The organism is Gluconobacter sphaericus NBRC 12467 (genome assembly GCF_006539125.1).
Taxonomy (GTDB): Bacteria; Pseudomonadota; Alphaproteobacteria; order Acetobacterales; family Acetobacteraceae; genus Gluconobacter; species Gluconobacter sphaericus.
The window spans coordinates 134,336-155,693 of record NZ_BJMK01000004.1; the positions used below are offsets into that span (position 1 = coordinate 134,336).

Sequence of the window (21,358 nt, forward strand, 5' to 3'; positions counted from 1 at the left end):
AACCAGTTTGAATTGAAACCGGAGCCTTCCGGTTCATGACCGGGACGGATTTATGGAAACGCAGTTCTCTCTCCCCAAGAACAAGATCCGCATTCTTCTTCTGGAAGGCATTCACGAAAGCGCCGCCTCCCATTTCGCCGACGAAGGCTACGCCGAAGTGACGCGCGTCAAGGGTGCACTTGAAGGCGACGCGCTCAAGGAAGCCCTGCAGGGTATACACATGGTCGGCATCCGCAGTCGGACACAGCTTACCCGCGAGGTTCTTGAATCCGCGGACCGCCTCATGGCTATCGGCTGCTTCTGCATCGGGACGAATCAGGTCGATCTGAACACCGCACGTATGCTCGGTATTCCCGTCTTCAACGCCCCCTTCAGCAACACCCGTTCCGTGGCTGAACTGGTGATGGGCGAGATCGTCATGCTCCTCCGACGCATTCCGTCGCGTTCGGAAGCCTGCCACAAAGGGGGTTGGGACAAGTCCGCCACCAATGCCTGGGAAGTGCGCGGCAAGACGCTCGGCATCGTCGGCTATGGCTCCATCGGTTCGCAGCTTTCGGTCCTGGCCGAGGCTTTCGGCATGCGCGTGCTATATTTCGACGTGATGCCGCGCCTGCCGCATGGCAACGCCATCGCAGTGCCGACCCTGCATGATCTTCTGGCCGAGTCCGACATTGTCAGCCTCCATGTGCCGCAGACACCGGAAACCGATCTACTGATCGGAGAGACGGAAATCCGGGCCATGAAACCCAATTCCATCCTACTCAACAATGCACGCGGCAACGTCGTGGATCTCGATGCTCTCGCTGCAGCCCTCAAGGAGGGTCATCTCATGGGCGCGGGCGTGGATGTGTTCCCGGTCGAACCCAAGAAGGCTGGCGAAGAGTTCAAATCCCCGCTCCAAGGCTTGGAGAATGTCATTCTCACGCCGCATATCGGTGGTTCCACCATGGAAGCACAGGAGCGCATCGGCGTCGAAGTCGCTCGCAAGCTGGTCGATTATTCCGACGTCGGCTCCACAATCGGATCCGTCAACTTTCCCAGCGTCCAGCTCCCCGAGCGCCCTCGAGGCACGCGCTTCATGCATGTCCATGCCAACCGGCCCGGCATCATGCGCCAGATCAATGATCTGTTCGCCGCGCAGAACTGCAACGTGACGGCACAGTACCTCCAGACGGATGGTGAAGTTGGCTACGTCGTTGTCGAAGCCGAGTCAGAAAACCCTGACATGGATACGAAGCTGCTGGACGGTCTCAAGGCACTCGATGGTACACTCCGTGCCCGCCTACTGTATCAGCGCGCCTGACACCTTTGCCGTTAACCAACGGTAAATAATTTCGGGCTAGGATTTGTCTCATGACGAGTCCCAGCCCACATACACCTGCCCTCGCCCGTATCCAGAGCTTCGCCTTCTTGGGTATCGAAGCCGTTCCGGTAACGGTCGAGGTTCAGGTCTCCAGCGGACTTCCAGCGTTTCTCGTCGTAGGGCTGGCAGACAAATCCGTCGGGGAAGCCCGCGAACGTGTCCGTGCCTCGCTGACAGCCATGGGGCTGGCGCTTCCTCCCAAACGCATCCTCGTCAATCTCGTACCGGCCGACCTTCTCAAAGAAGGCGCGCATTTTGACCTACCCATCGCGCTCGGCCTGCTTTGTGCCATGGGTATTCTCTCATTCGAAGCGGTCTCGGCCTATGCCGCTGTCGGCGAGCTGTCGCTGGATGGTCGGATCAATCCTGTCGCAGGCGTTCTTTCGGCCGCGATCGGTGCCGTTGCGAACGAACTTGGGTTGATCTGCCCGGCTGCACAGGCTCTGGAAGCACGCTGGGGGAATGACAGCACAGATGTTCTCGGGGCCCCCACACTCGCAGCCCTTGTTTCCCATTTTCAGGGACAGCAGATCCTGTCTCCGGCCCCGTCCCCAACTGAACATGTCATTGAGTACGGACCCGATCTTGTGGACGTCAAAGGAATGGCAATTGGACGGCGCGCTCTGGAAATTGCCGCTGCCGGGGCTCATTCCCTGCTCATGAGTGGACCACCGGGCGCGGGGAAATCCATGCTCGCCAGCCGCCTGCCCGGCATTCTTCCGAACCTGACCCGGGAAGAAGCTCTGGAGACCAGCCGGATTCACAGTGTTTCTGGCATTCTGCAGAATGGAAGACTAGTTATCCGGCCGCCCTACCGCGCGCCGCATCACAGTGCGAGCCTTCCTGCCATTGTCGGCGGTGGCACCAAAGCCAGGCCCGGCGAAGTCAGCCTTGCCAACAACGGGGTACTGTTTCTTGACGAGCTTCCGGAGTTCTCGCGGGCCTGCCTGGAATCTCTGCGTCAGCCCATCGAAACCGGCAGCATTGCCATCGCCCGTGCAGCCCATCACACCACCTATCCCGCACGTTTCCAGTTTATTGCCGCCATGAATCCCTGTCGCTGTGGCTACTTAGGCGATCTGGAGCGAAGTTGTCGGAAGGCTCCCCGCTGCGGTGAGGACTACACGGCGAAGATTTCCGGCCCGATGCTCGACCGCATGGATCTCTGCGTGCAGATCGAGCCATTATCTCCCATCGAAATCAGCCGTGCGCCGAAAGGCGAGAGTAGCGCCAAAGTTCGCGCGCGTGTCGAACTGGCACGCAAACGCCAGATCGATCGTCAGGGTGTTCCCAATTCGCAGGTCTCTCCGGACCTCCTTGAAATGGATGACGATGCCCGCTCTCTCACAGAACAGGCCGCCGAAAGACTGCGCCTCTCCAATCGCGGCATTACGCGCCTGATCCGCGTCTCCCGCACCATCGCCGATCTGGAAGGCACACAGAGCATACAGCGGCATCATGTCGCTGAAGCTCTGACCTTCCGTCGTCGTTAAGGTCAGAGCCGGAGGCTATCCAGACCTCTTGCGAGATCGGTCTTTAGATCCTCGACGTCTTCCAGCCCGATATGCAGACGGAATGTCGCGGATTTCGGACCACCCTCACCCGTCACGCGCCGGATATGCCCCGTAGTCGGCAGGACTAGACTTTCATATCCGCCCCAGGAGGCTCCGATCCCAAACATTTCAAGCCCATCAATCATACGCTCGGCGGCCTCAATGGAAACTTTCGGCTGAAGCTCCACCCCGAACAGGCCGCACGCTCCGGTAAAATCACGTTTCCAGAATGCATGCCCCGGACAGTCTTCCAGCGCCGGATGCAGAACGCGTGCAACTTCGGGGCGTGTTTTCAGCCACTGCGCGATTTCCAGCGCCGAGCGCGACTGATGCGCCAGCCGCACTCCCATTGTCCGCAGACCCCGCAGCGTCAACCAGCAGTCATCCGGCCCCGCGCACAGTCCAAGCTGGATTGCGGCATCGCGCAGCGTTTTCCAATGCGCTTCATCATTAACCGTAACCGATCCCATGATGACGTCAGAATGCCCTGCAGGATATTTCGACAGCGCCTGGATCGACACATCCACGCCATGAGTAAAGGGCTGGAAGACACCGATCCCCCATGTGTTGTCCAGCATCAGGAGCGCTCCGGCCTCGTGCGCAATGTCCGACAACATGGGCACGTCCTGCACCTCAAAGGTGTGGCTGCCGGGGCTTTCCGCAAACAGCACCTTTGTCTCCGGTCGCATGAGCGACAAAACTTCGTCTCGCGATGCCATGGGTGGATAATAGGTCGTCATCACGCCCATGCGCTGGAGCATGGTTCCCGCGAACCGCCGAGTCGGTCCATACACCGAGTCGGGAAGTAGAAGATGGTCTCCACACCCCAGAAACGCCAGAAGTGGCAATGCGCAGGCTGCGAGACCTGAGCCGACAACCTGTGTATGGGTTCCTCCTTCGATCCGGCTGAGCATTTCCTCAAGCTGGTGCTGGATCGGCGAACCCATGGCGCCATAAACCACCTTATGAGCATGACTGCGACCATCCGTCCGGTTCATGGCTTCCAGGGACGGAAACAGGACCGTCGACCCGCGGCTCACCGGCGCATTCACGAATATTCCCGATTCCGGAAGCTCGTGTGGACGCCCATCGCGCACCAACATCGAGGCCATCCGGCTCCATCCTGCGCTGACCTGCTTTTCCAGATCGCTCATGCTCATCCCTCTCCTGTCACAACCGGGGCATCAGGGTCACTGCCCCATTCTGCCCAGGATCCATCATACAAAGCCGCGTCGCCATATCCCGCGATAGCCACAGCCGCTACGATTGTCGCGGCTGTCAACCCGGAGCCACAGGTTGCGATCACTGATCGCTCCGCCGCGGCACTCAGAATCTTCTTCAGTTCGGAGGCGTGCAGAAAGCAGCCGCTTTCATTCACAAGACGCGTCCAGTCCATGCTCATTGCAGCAGGCATATGACCGCTCCGCACCCCAGGGCGCGGCTCCGGGACTGTCGCCGCAAACCGTCCTGCACTCCGGGCATCGAGAACGAGACTGCCCTGCCGCTCCAGCGCAAGCCGCACATCCCCCGAACCCACCAGAAGCCCATAGCGGGGACGGGCCCGAAAAAGAGCTGGCTCCTTTGCGGACGCGGCACCCTCTTCCACCGGACCGCCGGCCTTCAGCCAGGCTTCCAGTCCACCATCGAGTATCCGCGCATTCCGATGCCCGAACAGCCGTGCAAGCCACCAGCCCCGACAGGCACCGACACTTCCGCGCCCATCATAAAACACGACCGGCACATCCTCGCTCACTCCGAGAGCGCCCATTAGCCGGGCGAAGCGCGCGGCCCCCGGCACAGTATGCGGAAACGGGCTATCCGGGTCCGCAAAGACATCAATATCGAATCGTTGTGCATCGGGCAGATGGCGCTGGGCAAACGCGACATCGGGGTCGCCCTTCTGCCCCGGCAAAAGCACGCTGGCATCAAGGGGAATGAACCGGCCAACCTCGGAGCTCAGGGTCGCGGCATCAACAAGTGGCGAGATCGTCATCCCCGCACCATAGGTCGAGGGATGCGTCCGACGCCAGAGCGTGCCAATGTATCACTCCATGAACACGCAGCCCACAGAGTCATGCCGGTCCGGGCTTCCGTCCGGCTCCAGTCAGGAGAACGGCACCGCATGACGACCGAGCGGATTCTCCTCGGCCTCATCCTGGCCGGAATTGCCTATGGATGCGGCATCATCCTGTGGCCTTTCCTCTCGGCCATCCTGTGGGCCGCGATCCTCGCTTTCACGACCTGGCCCATCTACCGCCGCATGCGACGACATGTCCGTCCTGTGCTGGCCGCCCTCGCCATGATGGCATTGAGCGCGCTCTTTATCGTTGTTCCTCTGACTGTCCTGACCAGCGCGGGGATCAGCGATATTCCCGGCACGATCTCGGAAATCGACGTCCTGATCCTGCATGTCACCAGCGCGAACCCACCTCCGGCCTGGTTGAACCGAATTCCGATGGCCGGTCCCCATCTCGTGAATGCCTGGCATCATTTCAGCCATGACGTCGGCGCCTTCGCGACCGAGGTTCTGCGCCCTTATGCCGGGCAGATCGCCCATCTGACACTGACGGTCCTGCTCCGCCTCGCCGGCGGTCTCGCCGAACTGGTCATGGCGCTGTTCGTGGCGTTTTTCCTGTGGCTCAACGGCGATACACTGGGCAACACCATCACGGCCCTGATCGACCGCATCGCCGGCCCCCACACTACGCCGCGCCTCATCAACATCATAGGGCGCACAGTCCGCGGCACGGTTTATGGAATCCTTGGCACTGCCCTGATCCAGGGCGTCCTGACAGGGATCGGCCTCATGCTGGCGGGCGTACCCTCTCCCGTCCTGCTGGCCGGTATTACCGCTTTCGTGGCCGTCTTTCCCATTGGCGCTCCGCTCGTCTGGGTGCCCGCCGCAATCTGGTTGGGCATGACCCATCATTTCGGGCACGGCCTGTTCCTGGCCATCTACGGCATCCTGATCATCTCGGGTGCCGATCACGTCATCCGTCCGGCCTTCATCGCCCGGGGTGCCCAGCTGCCCTATCTGCTGACCGTCCTGGGCGTTCTTGGCGGCATCGTGACCTTTGGCGGGGTCGGCATCTTCCTCGGTCCCGTCTTGCTGGCTGTCGGCTATACCCTGACCAGCGAATTCGCGGCTGGCCCCCATCACCGAGAACGCAATCCCCTGTACCTGCCGGAGCCTCCGAAATGACGACGTCTCTTCAACCCGGAGCCTCTTTCAAGATCCTGAGCTGGAACCTTTACCGCTGGGAAGGGGCGTCCCTCGAAGACGTTCTGACGGTCATCCGTGCGGAAGATCCCGATATCATCGTTATGCAGGAAGCACAGACAGCGGTGGATGAACTTCCCGAGATCCTTGGCGGCTATTACGACCGCATTCCACTTCCCGGGCGGCCACATGGTACCGCCTGCTGGAGCCGGCTGCCATTTACGCGGCCACCCTCATTCTGCCGTCTGCCGCGCGGTCTGCTGGTCAAACGTACGGCACAGCTTATCGATTTTGGCAGCTTTTCTCTCGCCAATGTGCATCTGTCGCATGGTCAGATCCTCAATCGCCGGCAACTGCGCAGTATCAGCACCAACATGCGCCACCGTGCCGTCATCATGGGGGACTTCAATCTGATCGGGCCTGTCCTGCTTCCGGGCTTTCTGGATGTCGGCCCCAGGGAAAAGACCCACCGGATGCTGAACCATGTTCCGCTGAGGCTTGACCGCTGCCTCGTGCGTGGCCTGTCCCGTCTCGAAGCCCGTGCCCTGCCGCGTTTCGGCTCAGATCACCGCCCTATCTGCGTGACGCTGAGGCTGGGCACGTAAAACCTTACAGATACGGAAGCAGCAGCCTGATCGCCGAATTACGCATCCGGATCAGGAACGGCTTACTATCCAGATCATGATGAGTCAGACGATTGCGGCGATGCGTCTGCATGAACGTGGACAGTTCTTTCGCCACGCCCGTGTCATAGATTTCCAGATTAATCTCGAAATTCAGCCGGAGAGAGCGCATGTCAATATTGGCACTGCCCACAAAGCTCCATTCATCGTCCACTACCATCAGCTTGGAATGATTAAACGGAGGATCGGCCATCCACACCCGGCAGCCCGCATCCAGAAACGGCCGCAGATTGGCATCCCGCGCATGGTCGATCAGAGCGTGATTGCTGCTTTTAGGCACGACGATATCAATCACCACGCCTCGCAAGGCCGCAAGAATAAGCTCCGTCGAGAAGCGGTCATCCGGCAGGAAATATGGCGTCATGACCCAGATATGACTGCGGGCCAGCGCGAAAGCCTGCAACATCCCGTATTCGATCTTCTCCAGATCCGTATCCGGCCCTGACGTCACAATGCGCATCGGCACATCACCCACAGGAGACGGCTCGGGCAGATAACGCTCGCCTTTAAGTTCCTCACCCGTCGTAAACGACCAGTCCCAGGCGAACGCCACAGCCAGCTGATGCACGACCGGCCCCTGAATTCGGAAATGCGTATCAGCCACCGGAAGCTTCGTCCGTAAGCGGAGCATGTTCTCCTCGCCGATGTTCAGGCCACCCATGAAGCCGATGGTCCCGTCCACCACGAGGATCTTGCGGTGATTACGCAGATTAATGAACGGCATGCGCCAGGGCCAGACCGAGTGCATGAAGCGTGCGCAGGCAATCCCCTCATGCCGCAGTCGGCGCTCAATCCCGCAGCGGAAATATCCGCTCCCGATCCCGTCCACCAGAACCCTGACCTCGGCCCCGCGCTGCTTCGCCGCCACCAGAGCCTCGGCAAAACGCCGCCCGACTTCGTCATCCCGGAAAATATAGGAACACAGGATGACCGATTTTTTAGCCTGACCGATTGCCTCCAGCATGACCGGATAGGCATTGTCCCCGTCATGCAGGCAGGTGATCGAATTGCCTCGCATCAATGGCCGTTCCGTCAGACGCCCCAGCATCTTTGAAAGCAGTGCCAGATCGCCATCCACCGTCTGTCGGTACTGCGCCAGGGGGTCGCGCCCTTCCCACAGATGCCGGTTGACCATTTTCTGTGCCCGGCGCCGGACACGATTGATTCCGAACATCAGGTACAGCACCGTCCCCAGAACAGGCGCAATCCAGCAGATGCCGATCCAGCCCGTGCAGGATGCCGTATCGCGCTTGTGCAGCAGAGCATGAACCGTGACGAACAAGGGCAGCGTCCAGCGCAGGATCTGCATGAAAATGTGGAAAACGGTCCAGTGCGTCATAAATCTCCCTGCGGTGGATATTCTGTGCTGCAAACAACACATCAGCCCCCGGATCTTCTTCCATCATCCTTTCGCAAAGATGAAGGATGCGCCAGCACCCGTCCTTACGATAGGATCATCTTCCGGTCCCGTCTTTCAAAAAAGGAGAGCGTCCCATGCAACATCGCCCACAGCTCTTCTACACAACGGCTCCAGCCCCGTGCCCCTATCTGCCCGACCGCACAGAACGCAAGGTTCTGACCGAACTGGCGGGCCCCAACGCCGTAGCCCTGCACAACCGCTTGTCCCAGGCCGGCTTCCGCCGCAGCCATGCCATTGCCTATGCACCGGTCTGCGTCGGCTGCCGCGCCTGTACTCCCATACGCATTCCGGCAAAAACGTTCGTCCCTACCCGGACCCAGAAAAAAATCCGTAATCGCCACGCTGATCTTATCGTCAACATGGTGCCTCCGGTTCCTACGGACGAGCAGTTCCGTCTGTTCGAGATGTATCAGGCCGTCCGTCACCCTGATGGCGACATGGCCCATATGTGCTGGCGCGATTATGCCGAGCTGATCGCCAACACGCCGGTCGAAACGTTTCTGGCCGAGTTCCGTCGTCCGGATGGCACGCTTGTCTGTGTCAGCCTGATTGACCGTCTCTCGGACGGACTGTCTGCGGTGTACACGTTTTATGACGTCAACGATCTGACTGCGTCTTGGGGAACGTTTTCGATCCTGTGGCTGATCGAACAGATTGCCCGGATGGGGCTGGAACACCTGTATCTGGGCTATTATGTTCCTGGCAGCCCAAAGATGGCCTATAAAGCCGCCTTTGGGCCTGCCGAAGTTTTTCGTGACGGTCACTGGAGCCTGCTGACCGGGACACTCCCGGCCTGAGCAGGCCCCTGTTCATTTTTAGCCCTTGTTCCGCAGCATCCATTGGGGCGCAGCACGGCCCACGGCGCCACGGCGACCTTCAAGCGGTGTCAGATCTGCGGCCGATCGAACCCGCTGGCCTTCCTGCCACAACAGCCCCTCAGACAGGGTCAGGGTCCGCATATCACGCAGCGTGCTGTCACCCAGTTTCTGGAACGCGACACCGCCTCCACGGGTCATTTCCGGAACCTGTTCCAGCGGGAAGATCAGCGCCCTCTTGTTATGCCCCAGTGTCAGGACATGCGAGCCACTGACCGGGATGCAGGCAAAGACTTCATCACCGTCCTTGACGTTGAAGACCTGCTTGCCCGTGCGCTTTTCCGCCACAAGCCCGGCTTCGGACACGATCATCCCACGCCCTGATGCGGATGCGATCAGACGGCGCCCTTCGTCTGAAACGGGGAACAGGATCACAATCCGGTCTTCCTGCGGCACGTCCACCACAGTCCGGAACGGCTGCCCGAACCCGCGCCCGCGCGGCAGGTCCGCCGCTTTGATGGTATAGGCCTTACCACTACTGGAGATCAGGCACAGCCGGTCCGTACTCTGGCATTCAACTGATAGCCAACCTTCATCGCCTTCCTTGAAGCGATGTCCCTGCGGATCAAGCCCATGGCCCTTCATAGCCCTAATCCATCCCTCGCGGGACAACAGAACCGTCAGCGGCTCACGGTCGATTTCCAGTGCTGCCGAAATATCCACCGGCTCCGGCGCCGCAGCAATCAGCGTTCGACGATCTCCGAGCGGGCCAGACCCGAATTTCTTGATCGTGCCATCCAGATCCTTGCAGATCCGGGTCCAGCGCCGACGCTCCGAACCCAGCAGCGTTTCAAGCGCCTTCTGCTCGTCAGCAAGCTTGTCCCGCTCCCGCCGGATTTCCATCTCCTCAAGCCGTCGCAGCGAACGCAGGCGCATGTTCAACACGGCCTCGGCCTGAACATCCGTCAAGCTGAACGTTGCCATCAGGCTGACCTTGGGCTCGTCTTCCTCGCGGATAATGCGGATGACCTCGTCGAGGTTCAGATAAACAGCAAGGAAACCTTCAAGAATTTCCAGCCGCCGCAGGACAGCCGCCAGACGATGGTTCGAGCGCCGCACCAGTACTTCGTGCACATGGTCCAGCCACGCCCGCAGAACCTCTTTCAGAGACAACACACCCGGAACGCGATCACCGCCCAGAACATTCATGTTCAGACTGAAACGGTTCTCAAGCGCCGTATTGCGGAACAGTGTCTCCATCAGAACTTCAGGCTCGACACCCTTGGTCTTGGGTTCCAGCACAAGGCGGATATCGGTCGTACTCTCATCGCGCACATCGCCCAGAAGCGGCAGTTTACGCTGTTCCATCAGGTCCGCGATCTGCTCAATCAGGCGCGATTTCTGCACCTGATACGGAATCTCGGTGACGATGATCATCCAAGTACCAAACCGGCCCTGTTCGACTTCCCAACGTGCGCGGGTCCGGAAACTGCCACGGCCTGTTTCGTAAGAGCGGATAATAGAATCACGCTCTTCAACCAGAATGCCGCCCGTCGGGAAATCCGGGCCGGGCATCAGATCCACCAGTTCGGCGATCGTCACATCCGGGTTTTCGATCAGAAGTTTGGCGGCCCGGCAGATTTCGGCGGCATTATGCGGAGGAATGCTCGTCGCCATGCCCACGGCAATGCCTGCCGCACCATTGGCCAGCAGGTTCGGGAACGTCCCCGGCAGCACGATCGGTTCGTGATCTTCGTTGTCGTATGTCGCGCGGAAATCGACCGCATCGTCCTGAATGCCGTCCAAAAGTGCCTGCGCCACTTCCGTCAGGCGGCTTTCGGTATATCGCATGGCCGCTGCGCCATCGCCATCGATGGAGCCGAAATTACCCTGTCCCTCGACCAACGGATAGCGGACAGCAAAATCCTGCGCCAGACGCACCAGCGCCTCATATACGGAGGCATCGCCATGCGGATGGAATTTACCGATCACATCACCGACGACACGTGCACACTTTTTAAACCCTGATGTGGGATCAAGGCGTAACTGCTGCATCGCATAAAGGAGGCGGCGGTGTACCGGCTTCAGGCCATCACGCACGTCCGGAAGGGACCGCGACATGATTGTCGACATCGCATACGCAATATATCGCTCGCTCAGAGCCTCAGCGAGCTTGGTATCCTCGATATGACCAGCCAGATCCGTTCCCATGCATCTCCCCTCTTTCGTGCAGGACTTAGACACTGGCGTGCCATTCTGTCCAGCGCTCTCCTTATCCTGCCAGCGGCCTGTTCACCCTACCGCCCGGTCCAGAAGGCGGAAGTGTCCTTCGCGCTGGCCGGGTTCAGGGCACACCCTGCCGATACGACCGCACGCTGGGCAATGATGAACCTCCTGCCCCCCAACACCCTGACTTACCGCATACAGAACGGGCAGCCGGTCCTGCTCTATGCCGACCCCATCGCCTGCGGCTGCGTCTATATCGGTAATAAGACAGCCTATGCTGCCTATAAGACCAGTCATCCGATCGATACCGCGCAGGAGCAGCGCATGACGGCCGAGATCAACCAGCATCCGGGCTGGGACTGGTCCGTCTGGGACAGCACGGCCGACCTGGACGTCGTCAACGGTCTACGCCCCGGCCCCAGCCACGTTTTTTACTGATCGGACTCCATATCAACGTCCTGTGCAGACTGAAGCCGCTGCACATACTCCACCAGCCGCTCCCGTGCTGCGGGCAGTGGCTGGTGGCGCACGCCAAAGACCCAGCGCGACAGAAAATGTCCCGTCAGCGCAAGACCATCCTTCCAGTCTTCGGGTGTTCCATCCTGCGTCTCATCCATCATCAATGCGGGTAACTGAAGAAGCCTGTCCCTCCATTCGCCAGCCCCTTCCCGGCTTACCGCCCGCCCCGACCGTGGCGACACGTAGAGCAGATTCTCCCGCGCGCCCGTCACCGCACATTCCGACAAGTCCAGCCCATAGCCGAGCCTTGCCAGAAGCAGGGTTTCCCAGCGCAGGTAGGTGCCCATCGGCGCAGGCTCAGGCGCCACGTTAATCAGCGTCAGAAGACGGACCAGCCGCATGAAAAGCTCCGGATGTGCTTCACCCTGCGGTAACGCCCCATCGACCAGCGCACAGGCGCTGCTCACCATCTCAAGCTGCAGCGGAGCATCCAGAATGCGCCCCGCCACACACTGAACCGGCTCGGCCGTCAAAGTCCCAAGCTGATCCGCAAGTCGCGCCCGCCAGCGCGCCATGACCAGATTGCCGGTCTGCCACAAGAAAGCCTGACGGCGAGACGCTCCCCCGCGTGCCATGCCATGCGAAACCCCCTGCTCCTCGCTGAACAGATGGACAAGGGTGCTTCCTTCGCCGTAAGGCCGGACGGACAGAACCAGCGCCGCCGCTTCCCATTCCATCGTCTTCCTCCCCGATCCATACGCCAAAACGCAAAAAACCCCCGCACGCCAGAGCGCACAGGGGCCTTTATAGACTTTCACGTCAGACCTGAACCAGACAGACCCGGCTCAGGGCAGAAACGGAAAACCTTACTTGGTGCCAGCGGCAGCAGCGACTTCAGCAGCGAAGTCGCTTTCTTCCTTCTCGATGCCTTCACCGAGCTGGAAGCGCTCGAAACCAGCCAGCTTTGCGCCAGCCTTCTCGACAACCTTGGACACGCGGCTCTCGCCGTCCAGAACCCACACCTGCTCCAGAAGAACAACTTCTTCATAGAACTTGCGGATACGGCCTTCGACCATCTTCTCGATAATGGCTTCCGGCTTGCCGGACTCACGAGCCTGCTCAATCAGAACGGCGCGCTCACGCTCCAGGGACTCCGGATCAACGCTGGCAACATCCAGGGCAGCAGGACGGGTTGCAGCAACATGCATGCCAATCTGGCGACCCAGCGTCAGCAGGGCATCGGACTCGGACGGCGCTTCCAGAGCGGCCAGAACGCCGATCTTGCCGATGCCCGGACGCAGTGCGCTGTGGACGTAGCTGGCAACAACACCGGACTTGACCGACAGGACCTTGGCGCGACGGATGGCCATGTTCTCACCAATCGTGGCGATCAGGTGCGTCAGTTCGTCAGCAACCGTACGGCCGGACGGAACCTTGGCAGCCTTGATGGTGTCCAGATCGTCACCGACTTCGAGCGCAACATGAGCAACCTGCTCGACGAATGCCTGGAAAGCTTCGTTACGGCCAACAAAGTCTGTCTCTGCGTTGACTTCGACCATGGCGGCGCGGTTCTTGGCGGACACAACGCCAACCAGACCTTCAGCCGTCGTGCGACCGGACTTCTTTGCAGCCTGGGACAGACCCTTCGTGCGCAGCCAGTCGATGGCGGCGTCCATGTCGCCGGCAGCTTCGGTCAGGGCCTTCTTGCAATCCATCATGCCTGCGCCGGTGGCTTCGCGCAGTTCGCGGACCAGGGCTGCTGTGATTTCTGCCATTTATCTCATCCCTTAAAAAAGATCATGCGGCCGGACGAACTCGCCCGGCCGCATGCCATGTTTCAGTTGCCGTTTTCCATAACCGGACCCCGGCAGTCTGTTCAGCCTGCGGAAGCGGAAGCTTCTGCGCCTTCAGCTGCAGCGGCTTCCAGAACAGCCGTCTCAGCCGGCAGTTCTTCGGCAGCACCGATGTCCTGACCCGAAGCAGCCAGCTCGGCGGAAATACCGTCGAGAACTGCACCGGAAACCAGATCGCAATACAGGGTGATGGCGCGGATGGCGTCATCGTTGCCCGGGATCGGGTAGGTCACGCCAGCAGGGTTGGAGTTGCTGTCCAGAACGCCGATGACCGGAATGCCAAGCTTCGTGGCTTCTTCGATCGCCAGCTTTTCCTTGTTCGTGTCGATCACGAACAGCAGGTCGGGAAGGCCACCCATTTCCTTGATGCCACCGAGGGAACGCTCGAGCTTCTCGCGGTCACGCGTGATGTCGAGAACTTCCTTCTTCGTCAGACCAGCTGTGCCACCAGCCAGCATTTCGTCGATCTGGCGCAGACGCTTGATGGAGCCCGTGATGGTCTTCCAGTTGGTCAGCATACCGCCGAGCCAGCGGTGATTGACATAATACTGGCCGCAACGCTGTGCAGCTTCAGCAACATGGTCAGCCGCAGCGCGCTTGGTGCCGACGAACAGGACGCGGCCGCCGTTTGCAACGGTGTCACGGACAACCTTCAGGGCGCGGTCCAGCATCGGAACCGTCTGCTGCAGGTCAATGATGTGGACCTGGTTGCGCACACCGAACAGGTACGGCGCCATAGCCGGGTTCCAGCGACGGGTGTGGTGACCGAAATGAACGCCGGCTTCGAGCAGCTGGCGCATGGTGAAATCAGGCATTGCCATGATTCAAAATTCCTTGCGTCTGGTTGAACCTCCGCATGGCAACGTCCTTAAAATCAGGACACCAGAAAACCCAGAGCCATGCGTGCGGATTGTTCTCATCAGGAGAAATCCCCTTGAGAAGAACGGTCGCGATATGACGGAAAACGCTCACAGACGCAAGACCTGTCAGCAGAGTTTCACACATACGCCCCCGATCAGACCTGTAAGGCGTTCTCAACTCCCCGCAATGTCCGCAGCCGCTCCGCAAGACGCGGTGTCACTCGGTAATATCCCGGAATGGAGATTTCGACATCCTGTGTCTCCTCGACAGAAGGCAGCAACTTCACACGCCCCAAACCTCCCTGAACCTCTTCCAGCAAAGAGGCCAGATCTGGCAGGGACGCATCCTCCTTCAACCAAACTCGAATTTCCGAACGCTCGGCCGCAGCCGCAACCTCAAGATCCATGACATTCTGCGCGGTAATTCGCAGCGCATCGCCATCTACCTTGAGCTCCGCCGTCACCAGAATGGCCTGTCCCGCCACCAGCAGATCCCGGCAGGATATCAGCGTTTCGGAAAATAACGTGACCTCACATCCGCCACCGCTATCGGACAGATTGACCCAAGCCATTTTCTTGCCGGTCCGTGTCGGCCGCTCCTTGCGATCCACAACACAGCCTGCGATCTTGACGCGCGTAGTCCCTGTTTTTGCAGCATTTTCCAGTGCGTTTGATGGCGTCACACCCAAGCGCCGCAGGACACTACGATACGCATCCAGCGGATGTGCACTCATGTGGAACCCGATGGCCGACGCTTCCAGTGAGAGTCGTTCAAAGTCAGGCCAGGGGCGACCTTCGTTCAGGCGCAGAATCTCACGCTCCTGACCCGCGCCTCCGAACAGTCCGGCCTGACCCATTTGCTGCTCCTGCGCCCGCGCCTGAGCTCGGCGCAACAGAATATCGGCGCTCGAAAAAACGATATGCCGTTCCTTGAGAAGGCGGTCAAAAGCCCCTGCTTTTGCAAGACTTTCCAGCTGGATCTTGTTCAGGCTCTTCGGATCGCAGCGCTCCGCAAAATCCGTAAGGTCCTGAAACGGCCTGTCGCCACGGGATGACACGACACTCTGCATCGCAGCCGCGCCTACACGTTTGATGGCTGACAGCGCATAACGAATCCCCTGACGCCCGTCTTCCAGCGTTTCTATAGAAAAATCAGCAAGAGATTTATTAATATCAACGGGTAACACAGGAATCTTCATTCGCCGTGCTTCCTGACACAGAGCTGCCAGCTTGTCCGTCTTTTCCCGTGCCAGAGACATACAGCCCGCAAGAAAGGCGACCGGGTGATTCGCCTTCATCCAGGCCGTCTGATAGGACACCAAGGCATAGGCTGCAGCATGTGATTTATTAAAGCCGTAATCCGCAAAACGAGCCATAAGATCAAAGACTTCGACTGCTTTTTCCTGAGGAATACCGCGCGCCGTTGCACCCTCAGTGAAGATCGCGCGCTGCTTCTCCATTTCCGCGGCAATTTTCTTACCCATCGCCCGCCGTAGCAGATCCGCGCCCCCCAGACTGTAACCCGCCATCTTCTGGGCGATCTGCATGACCTGCTCTTGATAGACCATGATCCCATAGGTCTCTTCAAGAATATCTCGAATTTCCTCGTGAGGCGGCTCCCAAGGTTCGCCATGTTTGCGACGGCAGTAATCCGGAATGTTTGCCATAGGCCCCGGACGATATAGCGACACACCCGCAATCAGATCTTCCAACCGACTGGCTGCCATCTGCTTGAGCATGTCCCGCATGCCCGCGCCTTCGAACTGGAACACGCCTGCCGTATCGCCCTTGGCCAGCATCTCGAACGTCTTCGCATCGTCCAATGGAATACGTGAGAGATCGACTGTAATTCCCTGTTCTTTAAGGAAATCAAGACCACGCTTGAGAATGGTGAGCGTTGTCAGGCCGAGGAAGTCAAACTTCACCAGACCAGCCTGCTCAACATATTTCATGTTGTACTGCGTCACGAGCATGTCGCTCTTTGGATCGCGATACAGCGGCACCAGCTCCACCAGTTCGCGATCACCAATCACCACACCCGCGGCATGCGTAGAGGCATGACGGTACAGGCCTTCAAGCTGCAACGCGATTTCCATGAGCCTTTTGAGCGACTCATCGCTGTCCCGCATTTCCTGAAGCCGCGGCTCCCCATCAATCGCATCGGACAGGGAAACAGGCTTGGCCGGATTGTTCGGGATCAGCTCGGCAACACGGTTGACCATGCCGTAAGGCAGCCCCAGCACACGGCCGACATCGCGCACGGCCGCCTTGGCCTGAAGCTTTCCGAACGTGATGATCTGCGCCACACGGCTTCCACCATATTCTTCGCGCACATAACGGATCACCTCGTCACGTCGGTCCTGACAGAAATCGATATCGAAATCCGGCATGGAAACGCGTTCGGGATTCAGAAAGCGCTCGAACAGCAGTCCAAATGGAATGGGATCGATATCCGTAATCGTCAGCGCATACGCCACCAGCGAACCTGCACCTGATCCACGCCCTGGGCCTACCGGAATGTCATGCGCTTTTGCCCACTGGATAAAGTCGGCAACGATAAGGAAGTAGCCCGGGAAGCCCATCCTTGCGATGATATCGAGTTCCACCTGCAGGCGTTCCGAGTAAAGCTTGCGCTTTTCCTCATCCGCATTGATCGCTTCAAGGCGCTTTTCCAGCCCTTCCCAAGCCATAGCCCGAAGCGTCTCTTCTTCCGTCGAGCCCTCGCGAACTTTAGGGCAGATCGGCAGAAGCGGCTTTCGCGTACAAGCTGCCACCGCACATTTCTGGGCAATGATCAGCGTATTGTCACAGGCTTCCGGAAGATCATGGAAGACAGCCCGCATTTCGGCAGGCGTCTTGAACCAGGCCTGCGGAGATACATGCCAACGGTCGTCTTCCGCAATGGTCCGCCCCTGCGCGATACACAGTAGCGCATCATGGGCTTCATGCATTTCCGGCCTCGGAAAGAAACACTCATTGGTCGCTACCAGCGGAATGTCCATCTGGTCCGCCATTGGAATCAGGACACTTTCGACTTCCTGCTCCCCCGCCTCTCCCAGCCGGTTCAGTTCGACTGCGATATTTCCCCGGAAAGCTTCTTCCAGACGGCTTAGAAGCGCCTGCGCCTCAAACTTCTGTTCCTCAAGGATTAGCTTGTTGATTGGCCCGCGATTGCCGCCTGTCAGCAGAAATAGTCCCGCTGCATGCTGACACAGAAAATCGATCGCAACCGAAGGATCAGCAGGATCACCATTCAAAAAGCCTTCAGATGACAGGATCTGAAGATTTTCCAGTCCCTCCTCATTCCGCGCCAGAAGCACCAGCGGCTCGGACATCGCTCCAGGTTTGGTACTGCGCGGAGGGAGTGAAATCTGACAACCGACTATCGGTTGGACACCGTTGCTACGACAGTACAGCGAGAATTCAAGCGCGCCGAACAGATTACCACTATCCGTGAGTGCCACCGCTGGCATGCCATTCTTGGCCGCCAGACTCACGAGTTCCGGAATGCGGATCGCGCCCTGACTCAGGGAATAAGCGGAATGGTTTCTTAGATGAACGAAATCGGCATGAGACATGCCGCTATTCTATCAGGGACGCGTATCGGATGCAGGGGGTTTTGATACACCCTGCCCCAGATCATCCCTCAGAACGTAACGAGCTTACCGTCCCGCAATGTCACGGTCCGGTCCATGCGGGCAGCCAGCTCCTCATTATGTGTGGCGATCAGCGCTGCTGCGCCCTCTTCGCGCACGACACGCAAAAGCTCGCCAAACACATGATCGGCCGTGCCGATATCAAGATTTCCCGTAGGCTCATCCGCAAGAAGCAACTTTGGCTTATTAGCCAGCGCACGCGCAATTGCCGTACGCTGTTGCTCGCCACCCGATAGCCGCCCCGGCAGCGAATCGAGACGATGCGATAGCCCGAACCGGCCCAGAAGTTCCCGTGCCCGCTCCCGTGCCTTGCGCGGCGCTACACCAGCAATGAGCTGTGGCAGCATGACGTTCTCGCACGCCGTGAACTCGCCCAGCAGATGATGGAACTGGTACACAAATCCGATCTGATCGCGCCGGATTGCCGTCCGGACGGTGTCGCTCAGTCCACTGGCCGGACGATCTGCTACAAAGACCGTGCCTTCCGAAGGTGCTTCCAGCAGACCAGCAAGATGCAGAAGCGTGGACTTCCCAGTCCCACTCGGCGCTACGAGGGCAACGATCTCGCCGCCGCGAAGTTCGAACTCCGCACCACTGAGAATCTCCAGCGTTTCCTCGCCGGAGCGGAAACGGCGCGTCAGACCTTCAAGGCGCAGGGCACTCGTTCCGACTGATACTTCACTCATGACGCAGAGCCTCGATCGGATCAGTTCTGGCTGCCCGCCAGGACGGATAAAGTGTCGCCAGAAGCGACAGGACCAGCGACATTCCGATCACTTCCCAAACCTGTGACCAGACCAGTTTCGCTGGCAAGCGCTCCAGAAAATAGACTTCCGGATTGAACAGATTTGTTCCCGTGAGCGACTGGAGCCACTGGCGGATCCGTTCAATGTTCAGCGCAAACGCAATCCCAAGCGCCGACCCCACCACAGTCCCTACGATGCCGACGGATGCGCCACACATGAGGAAAATCCGCATGATTGCGCCCCGGCTTGCCCCCAGGGTGCGCAGCACGGCGATGTCCCGTGTCTTGTCCTTTACCATCATAATAAGCGACGAAATGACGTTGAACGCTGCAACGAGAATAATCAGGGTCAGGATCAGGAACATCACGTTCTGCTCGACCGTCACAGCATCCAGAAAACCGTTCGCGCTCTGCGTCCAGTCTAGAACGCGCAAACGCGGATCTTCGAGACGTACGGCAATGGCCTTGCGCGTAGGCTGTACATTCGACGGATCAGCCGTCGAGACCTGAATGAGCGAAACGGCAGACGGCCCCAGCATCAGGAATTTCTGTGCCGCAGGCAGCGGCATCAGAACGATGCTGGAATTATAGTCGTTCCAGTTGGCATCGAAAATGACGGCCACATGATAGGTTTTCACCCGTGGCATGGTGCCGAACGGCGTCGCCTGACCGTCTGGAGACAGAAGCGTGATCGGAGAACCGACTGTCAGCCCGGCCCGATCGGCCATCGTCGTTCCGATCGCAACCGCATCATTACCCGTGAAATTGTTCAGACTTCCCGCAACGATCCCGCTGCTCAGCGCCGTCCAGTCCCGGAGGGATTGCTGGGACACGCCCTGCATTTCCGCTCCGGAAGAAAAACGCCCCGCTTCCACCAGCACAGTGCCCTGCGCCATTGGAATGACGGACTTTACACCGGGAACTTGCTGGATCGCCGCCACGTCATTTTCGTAAGCTTCGATAGGACGCCCGTAGCCGTACACGGTCAGATCACCGTGCAGTCCGAGGATGCGCCCCATCAGATCGGCCTTGAACCCGTTCATTACCGACATAACGATGATGAGCGTTGCCACTCCAAGCGCAATCCCGATCAGGGAAAAGATGGCAATGATCGAGGCGAAGCGTTCGCCACGGCGGGCGCGGAGATACCGTCCCGCCACCATGCGCTCAAAGCGGCCGAACATCAGGCGGCTCCGATTTTGGCCAGAGCATCCTCGACTGACAGTTCGAACCGCTCGCCCGTGGCGCGCTGCTTGAGTTCGACCTTGCCTTCCTTGGCCCCTCGTGGCCCAACGATGATCTGCCAGGGATGTCCCATTAGATCCGCGTCGTTGAACTTCACGCCCGCCCGCTCGGAACGGTCATCATACAGCATGTTTTCCGGGTCAGTCCCATAAATGCGGTCACAGATCGCATCGCAGGCTTCGTCACCCTGACGCAGGTTCAGGATCGCGGCCCGATAAGGTGCAACGGATGCGGGCCAGATGATGCCTGCATCGTCGTGCGACGCTTCGATGATCGCGCCGACCAGACGTGACACGCCGATACCGTAGGAACCCATCTGCGGATGGAACGACGCCCCGTCAGAGCCGATCACTTCAATACCCATCGATTCCGTGTACTTCGTACCGAAATAGAAGATATGACCGACTTCGATCCCCCTGCCTTCGCGCTTACGCTCCTCCGGAATTTTGGCCCATTCGGCTTCATCATGCTTTTCGTCCGTGGCCGCGTAGTGGTCAGTCACAGTTGAGAAGAACGTGGCGAGACTTTCGTGGTCGTCACAATCGACCGGGCGACCGAGCCAATCCTGCTCCTCAAGAGCTGCATCAAAGAAAACGCCACTCTCACCTGTCGGAGCCAAAACCAGAAATTCATGGCTTAAATCGCCACCAATTGGCCCGGTATCAGCAACCATTGGGACAGCACGAACACCCAGACGCTGGAAGATACGCAGATAGGACAACATCATGCGGCGATAGCTGGCAACAGCATCGTCGTATGTCGCGTCGAAGGAATACGCGTCCTTCATCAGGAATTCACGTCCACGCATCACGCCGAAGCGGGGACGCACCTCATCACGGAACTTCCACTGGATGTGGTAGAGCGCCTTGGGCAGATCCTTATAGGATTTCACGGACGCGCCGAAGATGTCCGTGATCATTTCCTCGTTCGTCGGCCCGTACAGGAGATCACGGCCATGACGATCCTGAATCCGGAGCATTTCCGGACCATAAGCGTCATAACGCCCAGAGCGGCGCCACAGATCAGCGGACTGAAGCGTCGGCATCAGGACTTCCTGTGCGCCGATCGCATCCTGCTCTTCGCGGACGATCTGCTCGATATTGCGCAGAACCCGCAGGCCTGCCGGCAGCCAAGCATAGATGCCCGAAGAGGTCTGGCGCACAAGGCCAGCCCGCAGCATCAGGCGGTGAGACGCGATCTGTGCCTCGGCCGGAACTTCCTTCAGCGTCGGCTGAAAGGCTTTCGTCAAACGCATGTGTT

At 59.2% G+C, this 21,358-nt stretch carries 17 protein-coding genes; 6 read left to right on the forward strand and 11 right to left on the reverse strand.

Annotated features, from left to right (window positions below; all coding sequences use genetic code 11):
* Nucleotides 1-52: 52 nt before the first annotated feature.
* Both serA and GSP01_RS04670 read left to right on the forward strand, forming a co-directional pair.
* A complete protein-coding gene (gene serA, locus GSP01_RS04665; RefSeq protein ID WP_141351203.1) occupies nucleotides 53-1,303 on the forward strand; it encodes a phosphoglycerate dehydrogenase in 1,251 nt (416 codons plus the stop codon).
* 50 nt (nucleotides 1,304-1,353) lie between these two features.
* Nucleotides 1,354-2,856, forward strand: a complete 1,503-nt coding sequence (locus GSP01_RS04670) for a YifB family Mg chelatase-like AAA ATPase (RefSeq protein WP_141351205.1) — start codon at nucleotides 1,354-1,356, stop codon at nucleotides 2,854-2,856.
* A 2-nt stretch (nucleotides 2,857-2,858) separates the two neighbouring features.
* On the opposite strand, the gene metC is transcribed toward GSP01_RS04670, so the two are convergent.
* Together metC and GSP01_RS04680 are read right to left on the reverse strand one after the other, a co-directional pair.
* Complete coding sequence (gene metC, locus GSP01_RS04675; RefSeq protein WP_141351207.1) at nucleotides 2,859-4,070, reverse strand: cystathionine beta-lyase; 1,212 nt, start codon at nucleotides 4,068-4,070, stop codon at nucleotides 2,859-2,861.
* 2 nt (nucleotides 4,071-4,072) lie between these two features.
* Entirely contained in the window at nucleotides 4,073-4,909 is an 837-nt protein-coding gene (locus GSP01_RS04680) for a sulfurtransferase (protein WP_141351209.1), read from the reverse strand.
* Nucleotides 4,910-5,038: 129 nt separating this feature from the next.
* Between GSP01_RS04680 and GSP01_RS04685 the strand changes: the two genes are divergently transcribed.
* Together GSP01_RS04685 and GSP01_RS04690 are read left to right on the forward strand one after the other, a co-directional pair.
* The gene (locus GSP01_RS04685) at nucleotides 5,039-6,118 is read left to right on the forward strand and encodes an AI-2E family transporter (RefSeq protein WP_141351212.1); all 1,080 of its coding nucleotides are present in this window, start codon (nucleotides 5,039-5,041) and stop codon (nucleotides 6,116-6,118) included.
* Nucleotides 6,115-6,741 (forward strand): endonuclease/exonuclease/phosphatase family protein, encoded by a 627-nt coding sequence (locus tag GSP01_RS04690; protein ID WP_141351214.1) that lies wholly within the window; start codon nucleotides 6,115-6,117, stop codon nucleotides 6,739-6,741. Before GSP01_RS04685 ends, GSP01_RS04690 begins: the two co-directional genes overlap by 4 nt.
* A 4-nt stretch (nucleotides 6,742-6,745) precedes the next feature.
* Here the strand turns inward: GSP01_RS04690 and cls are convergent, their stop codons facing one another.
* Nucleotides 6,746-8,158 (reverse strand): cardiolipin synthase, encoded by a 1,413-nt coding sequence (gene cls / locus GSP01_RS04695; RefSeq protein ID WP_141351217.1) that lies wholly within the window; start codon nucleotides 8,156-8,158, stop codon nucleotides 6,746-6,748.
* A 155-nt stretch (nucleotides 8,159-8,313) separates the two neighbouring features.
* On the opposite strand from cls, the gene GSP01_RS04700 reads away from it, so the two are divergent.
* Nucleotides 8,314-9,036 (forward strand): arginyltransferase, encoded by a 723-nt coding sequence (locus GSP01_RS04700; RefSeq protein WP_141351219.1) that lies wholly within the window; start codon nucleotides 8,314-8,316, stop codon nucleotides 9,034-9,036.
* Nucleotides 9,037-9,054: 18 nt separating this feature from the next.
* On the opposite strand, the gene parC is transcribed toward GSP01_RS04700, so the two are convergent.
* Nucleotides 9,055-11,265, reverse strand: coding sequence for a DNA topoisomerase IV subunit A (gene parC / locus GSP01_RS04705; protein ID WP_141351221.1), 2,211 nt, complete (start codon nucleotides 11,263-11,265; stop codon nucleotides 9,055-9,057).
* On the opposite strand from parC, the gene GSP01_RS04710 reads away from it, so the two are divergent.
* Complete coding sequence (locus GSP01_RS04710) at nucleotides 11,242-11,718, forward strand: hypothetical protein (protein ID WP_141351223.1); 477 nt, start codon at nucleotides 11,242-11,244, stop codon at nucleotides 11,716-11,718. The two genes, parC and GSP01_RS04710, sit on opposite strands and share 24 nt — an antisense overlap.
* Here GSP01_RS04710 and recO read toward each other — a convergent pair.
* The 7 genes from recO to proS form a co-directional block, all read right to left on the reverse strand.
* Complete coding sequence (recO, locus tag GSP01_RS04715) at nucleotides 11,712-12,476, reverse strand: DNA repair protein RecO (protein ID WP_141351226.1); 765 nt, start codon at nucleotides 12,474-12,476, stop codon at nucleotides 11,712-11,714. The two genes, GSP01_RS04710 and recO, sit on opposite strands and share 7 nt — an antisense overlap.
* A gap of 129 nt (nucleotides 12,477-12,605) precedes the next feature.
* Nucleotides 12,606-13,514 (reverse strand): translation elongation factor Ts, encoded by a 909-nt coding sequence (gene tsf, locus GSP01_RS04720; RefSeq protein WP_141351228.1) that lies wholly within the window; start codon nucleotides 13,512-13,514, stop codon nucleotides 12,606-12,608.
* A gap of 101 nt (nucleotides 13,515-13,615) precedes the next feature.
* Complete coding sequence (gene rpsB, locus GSP01_RS04725; RefSeq protein ID WP_141351231.1) at nucleotides 13,616-14,413, reverse strand: 30S ribosomal protein S2; 798 nt, start codon at nucleotides 14,411-14,413, stop codon at nucleotides 13,616-13,618.
* A gap of 194 nt (nucleotides 14,414-14,607) precedes the next feature.
* On the reverse strand, nucleotides 14,608-18,030 hold the full coding sequence (dnaE, locus tag GSP01_RS04730; protein WP_141351233.1) for a DNA polymerase III subunit alpha: 3,423 nt from the start codon (nucleotides 18,028-18,030) through the stop codon (nucleotides 14,608-14,610).
* Nucleotides 18,031-18,098: 68 nt separating this feature from the next.
* Nucleotides 18,099-18,794 carry an ABC transporter ATP-binding protein gene (locus GSP01_RS04735; RefSeq protein WP_141351237.1) on the reverse strand — a complete coding sequence of 232 codons (696 nt, stop codon included), beginning with the start codon at nucleotides 18,792-18,794 and terminating at the stop codon, nucleotides 18,099-18,101.
* A complete protein-coding gene (locus GSP01_RS04740) occupies nucleotides 18,787-20,037 on the reverse strand; it encodes a lipoprotein-releasing ABC transporter permease subunit (RefSeq protein WP_141351239.1) in 1,251 nt (416 codons plus the stop codon). Before GSP01_RS04740 ends, GSP01_RS04735 begins: the two co-directional genes overlap by 8 nt.
* Nucleotides 20,037-21,353 carry a proline--tRNA ligase gene (gene proS / locus GSP01_RS04745; protein WP_141351242.1) on the reverse strand — a complete coding sequence of 439 codons (1,317 nt, stop codon included), beginning with the start codon at nucleotides 21,351-21,353 and terminating at the stop codon, nucleotides 20,037-20,039. The genes GSP01_RS04740 and proS overlap by 1 nt, the downstream gene beginning before the upstream one ends.
* Nucleotides 21,354-21,358: the final 5 nt, after the last annotated feature.

What these genes read in the sequence shown, in the direction of transcription:
- serA (WP_141351203.1), top strand. Translation starts at nt 53, where the DNA reads ATGGAAACGCAGTTCTCTCTCCCCAAGAACAAGATCCGCATTCTTCTT.
- GSP01_RS04670 (WP_141351205.1), top strand. Translation starts at nt 1,354, where the DNA reads ATGACGAGTCCCAGCCCACATACACCTGCCCTCGCCCGTATCCAGAGC.
- metC (WP_141351207.1), bottom strand. Translation starts at nt 4,070, where the DNA reads ATGAGCGATCTGGAAAAGCAGGTCAGCGCAGGATGGAGCCGGATGGCC.
- GSP01_RS04680 (WP_141351209.1), bottom strand. Translation starts at nt 4,909, where the DNA reads ATGACGATCTCGCCACTTGTTGATGCCGCGACCCTGAGCTCCGAGGTT.
- GSP01_RS04685 (WP_141351212.1), top strand. Translation starts at nt 5,039, where the DNA reads ATGACGACCGAGCGGATTCTCCTCGGCCTCATCCTGGCCGGAATTGCC.
- GSP01_RS04690 (WP_141351214.1), top strand. Translation starts at nt 6,115, where the DNA reads ATGACGACGTCTCTTCAACCCGGAGCCTCTTTCAAGATCCTGAGCTGG.
- cls (WP_141351217.1), bottom strand. Translation starts at nt 8,158, where the DNA reads ATGACGCACTGGACCGTTTTCCACATTTTCATGCAGATCCTGCGCTGG.
- GSP01_RS04700 (WP_141351219.1), top strand. Translation starts at nt 8,314, where the DNA reads ATGCAACATCGCCCACAGCTCTTCTACACAACGGCTCCAGCCCCGTGC.
- GSP01_RS04710 (WP_141351223.1), top strand. Translation starts at nt 11,242, where the DNA reads ATGACCAGCCAGATCCGTTCCCATGCATCTCCCCTCTTTCGTGCAGGA.
- parC (WP_141351221.1), bottom strand. Translation starts at nt 11,265, where the DNA reads ATGGGAACGGATCTGGCTGGTCATATCGAGGATACCAAGCTCGCTGAG.
- recO (WP_141351226.1), bottom strand. Translation starts at nt 12,476, where the DNA reads ATGGAATGGGAAGCGGCGGCGCTGGTTCTGTCCGTCCGGCCTTACGGC.
- tsf (WP_141351228.1), bottom strand. Translation starts at nt 13,514, where the DNA reads ATGGCAGAAATCACAGCAGCCCTGGTCCGCGAACTGCGCGAAGCCACC.
- rpsB (WP_141351231.1), bottom strand. Translation starts at nt 14,413, where the DNA reads ATGGCAATGCCTGATTTCACCATGCGCCAGCTGCTCGAAGCCGGCGTT.
- dnaE (WP_141351233.1), bottom strand. Translation starts at nt 18,030, where the DNA reads ATGTCTCATGCCGATTTCGTTCATCTAAGAAACCATTCCGCTTATTCC.
- GSP01_RS04735 (WP_141351237.1), bottom strand. Translation starts at nt 18,794, where the DNA reads ATGAGTGAAGTATCAGTCGGAACGAGTGCCCTGCGCCTTGAAGGTCTG.
- GSP01_RS04740 (WP_141351239.1), bottom strand. Translation starts at nt 20,037, where the DNA reads ATGTTCGGCCGCTTTGAGCGCATGGTGGCGGGACGGTATCTCCGCGCC.
- proS (WP_141351242.1), bottom strand. Translation starts at nt 21,353, where the DNA reads ATGCGTTTGACGAAAGCCTTTCAGCCGACGCTGAAGGAAGTTCCGGCC.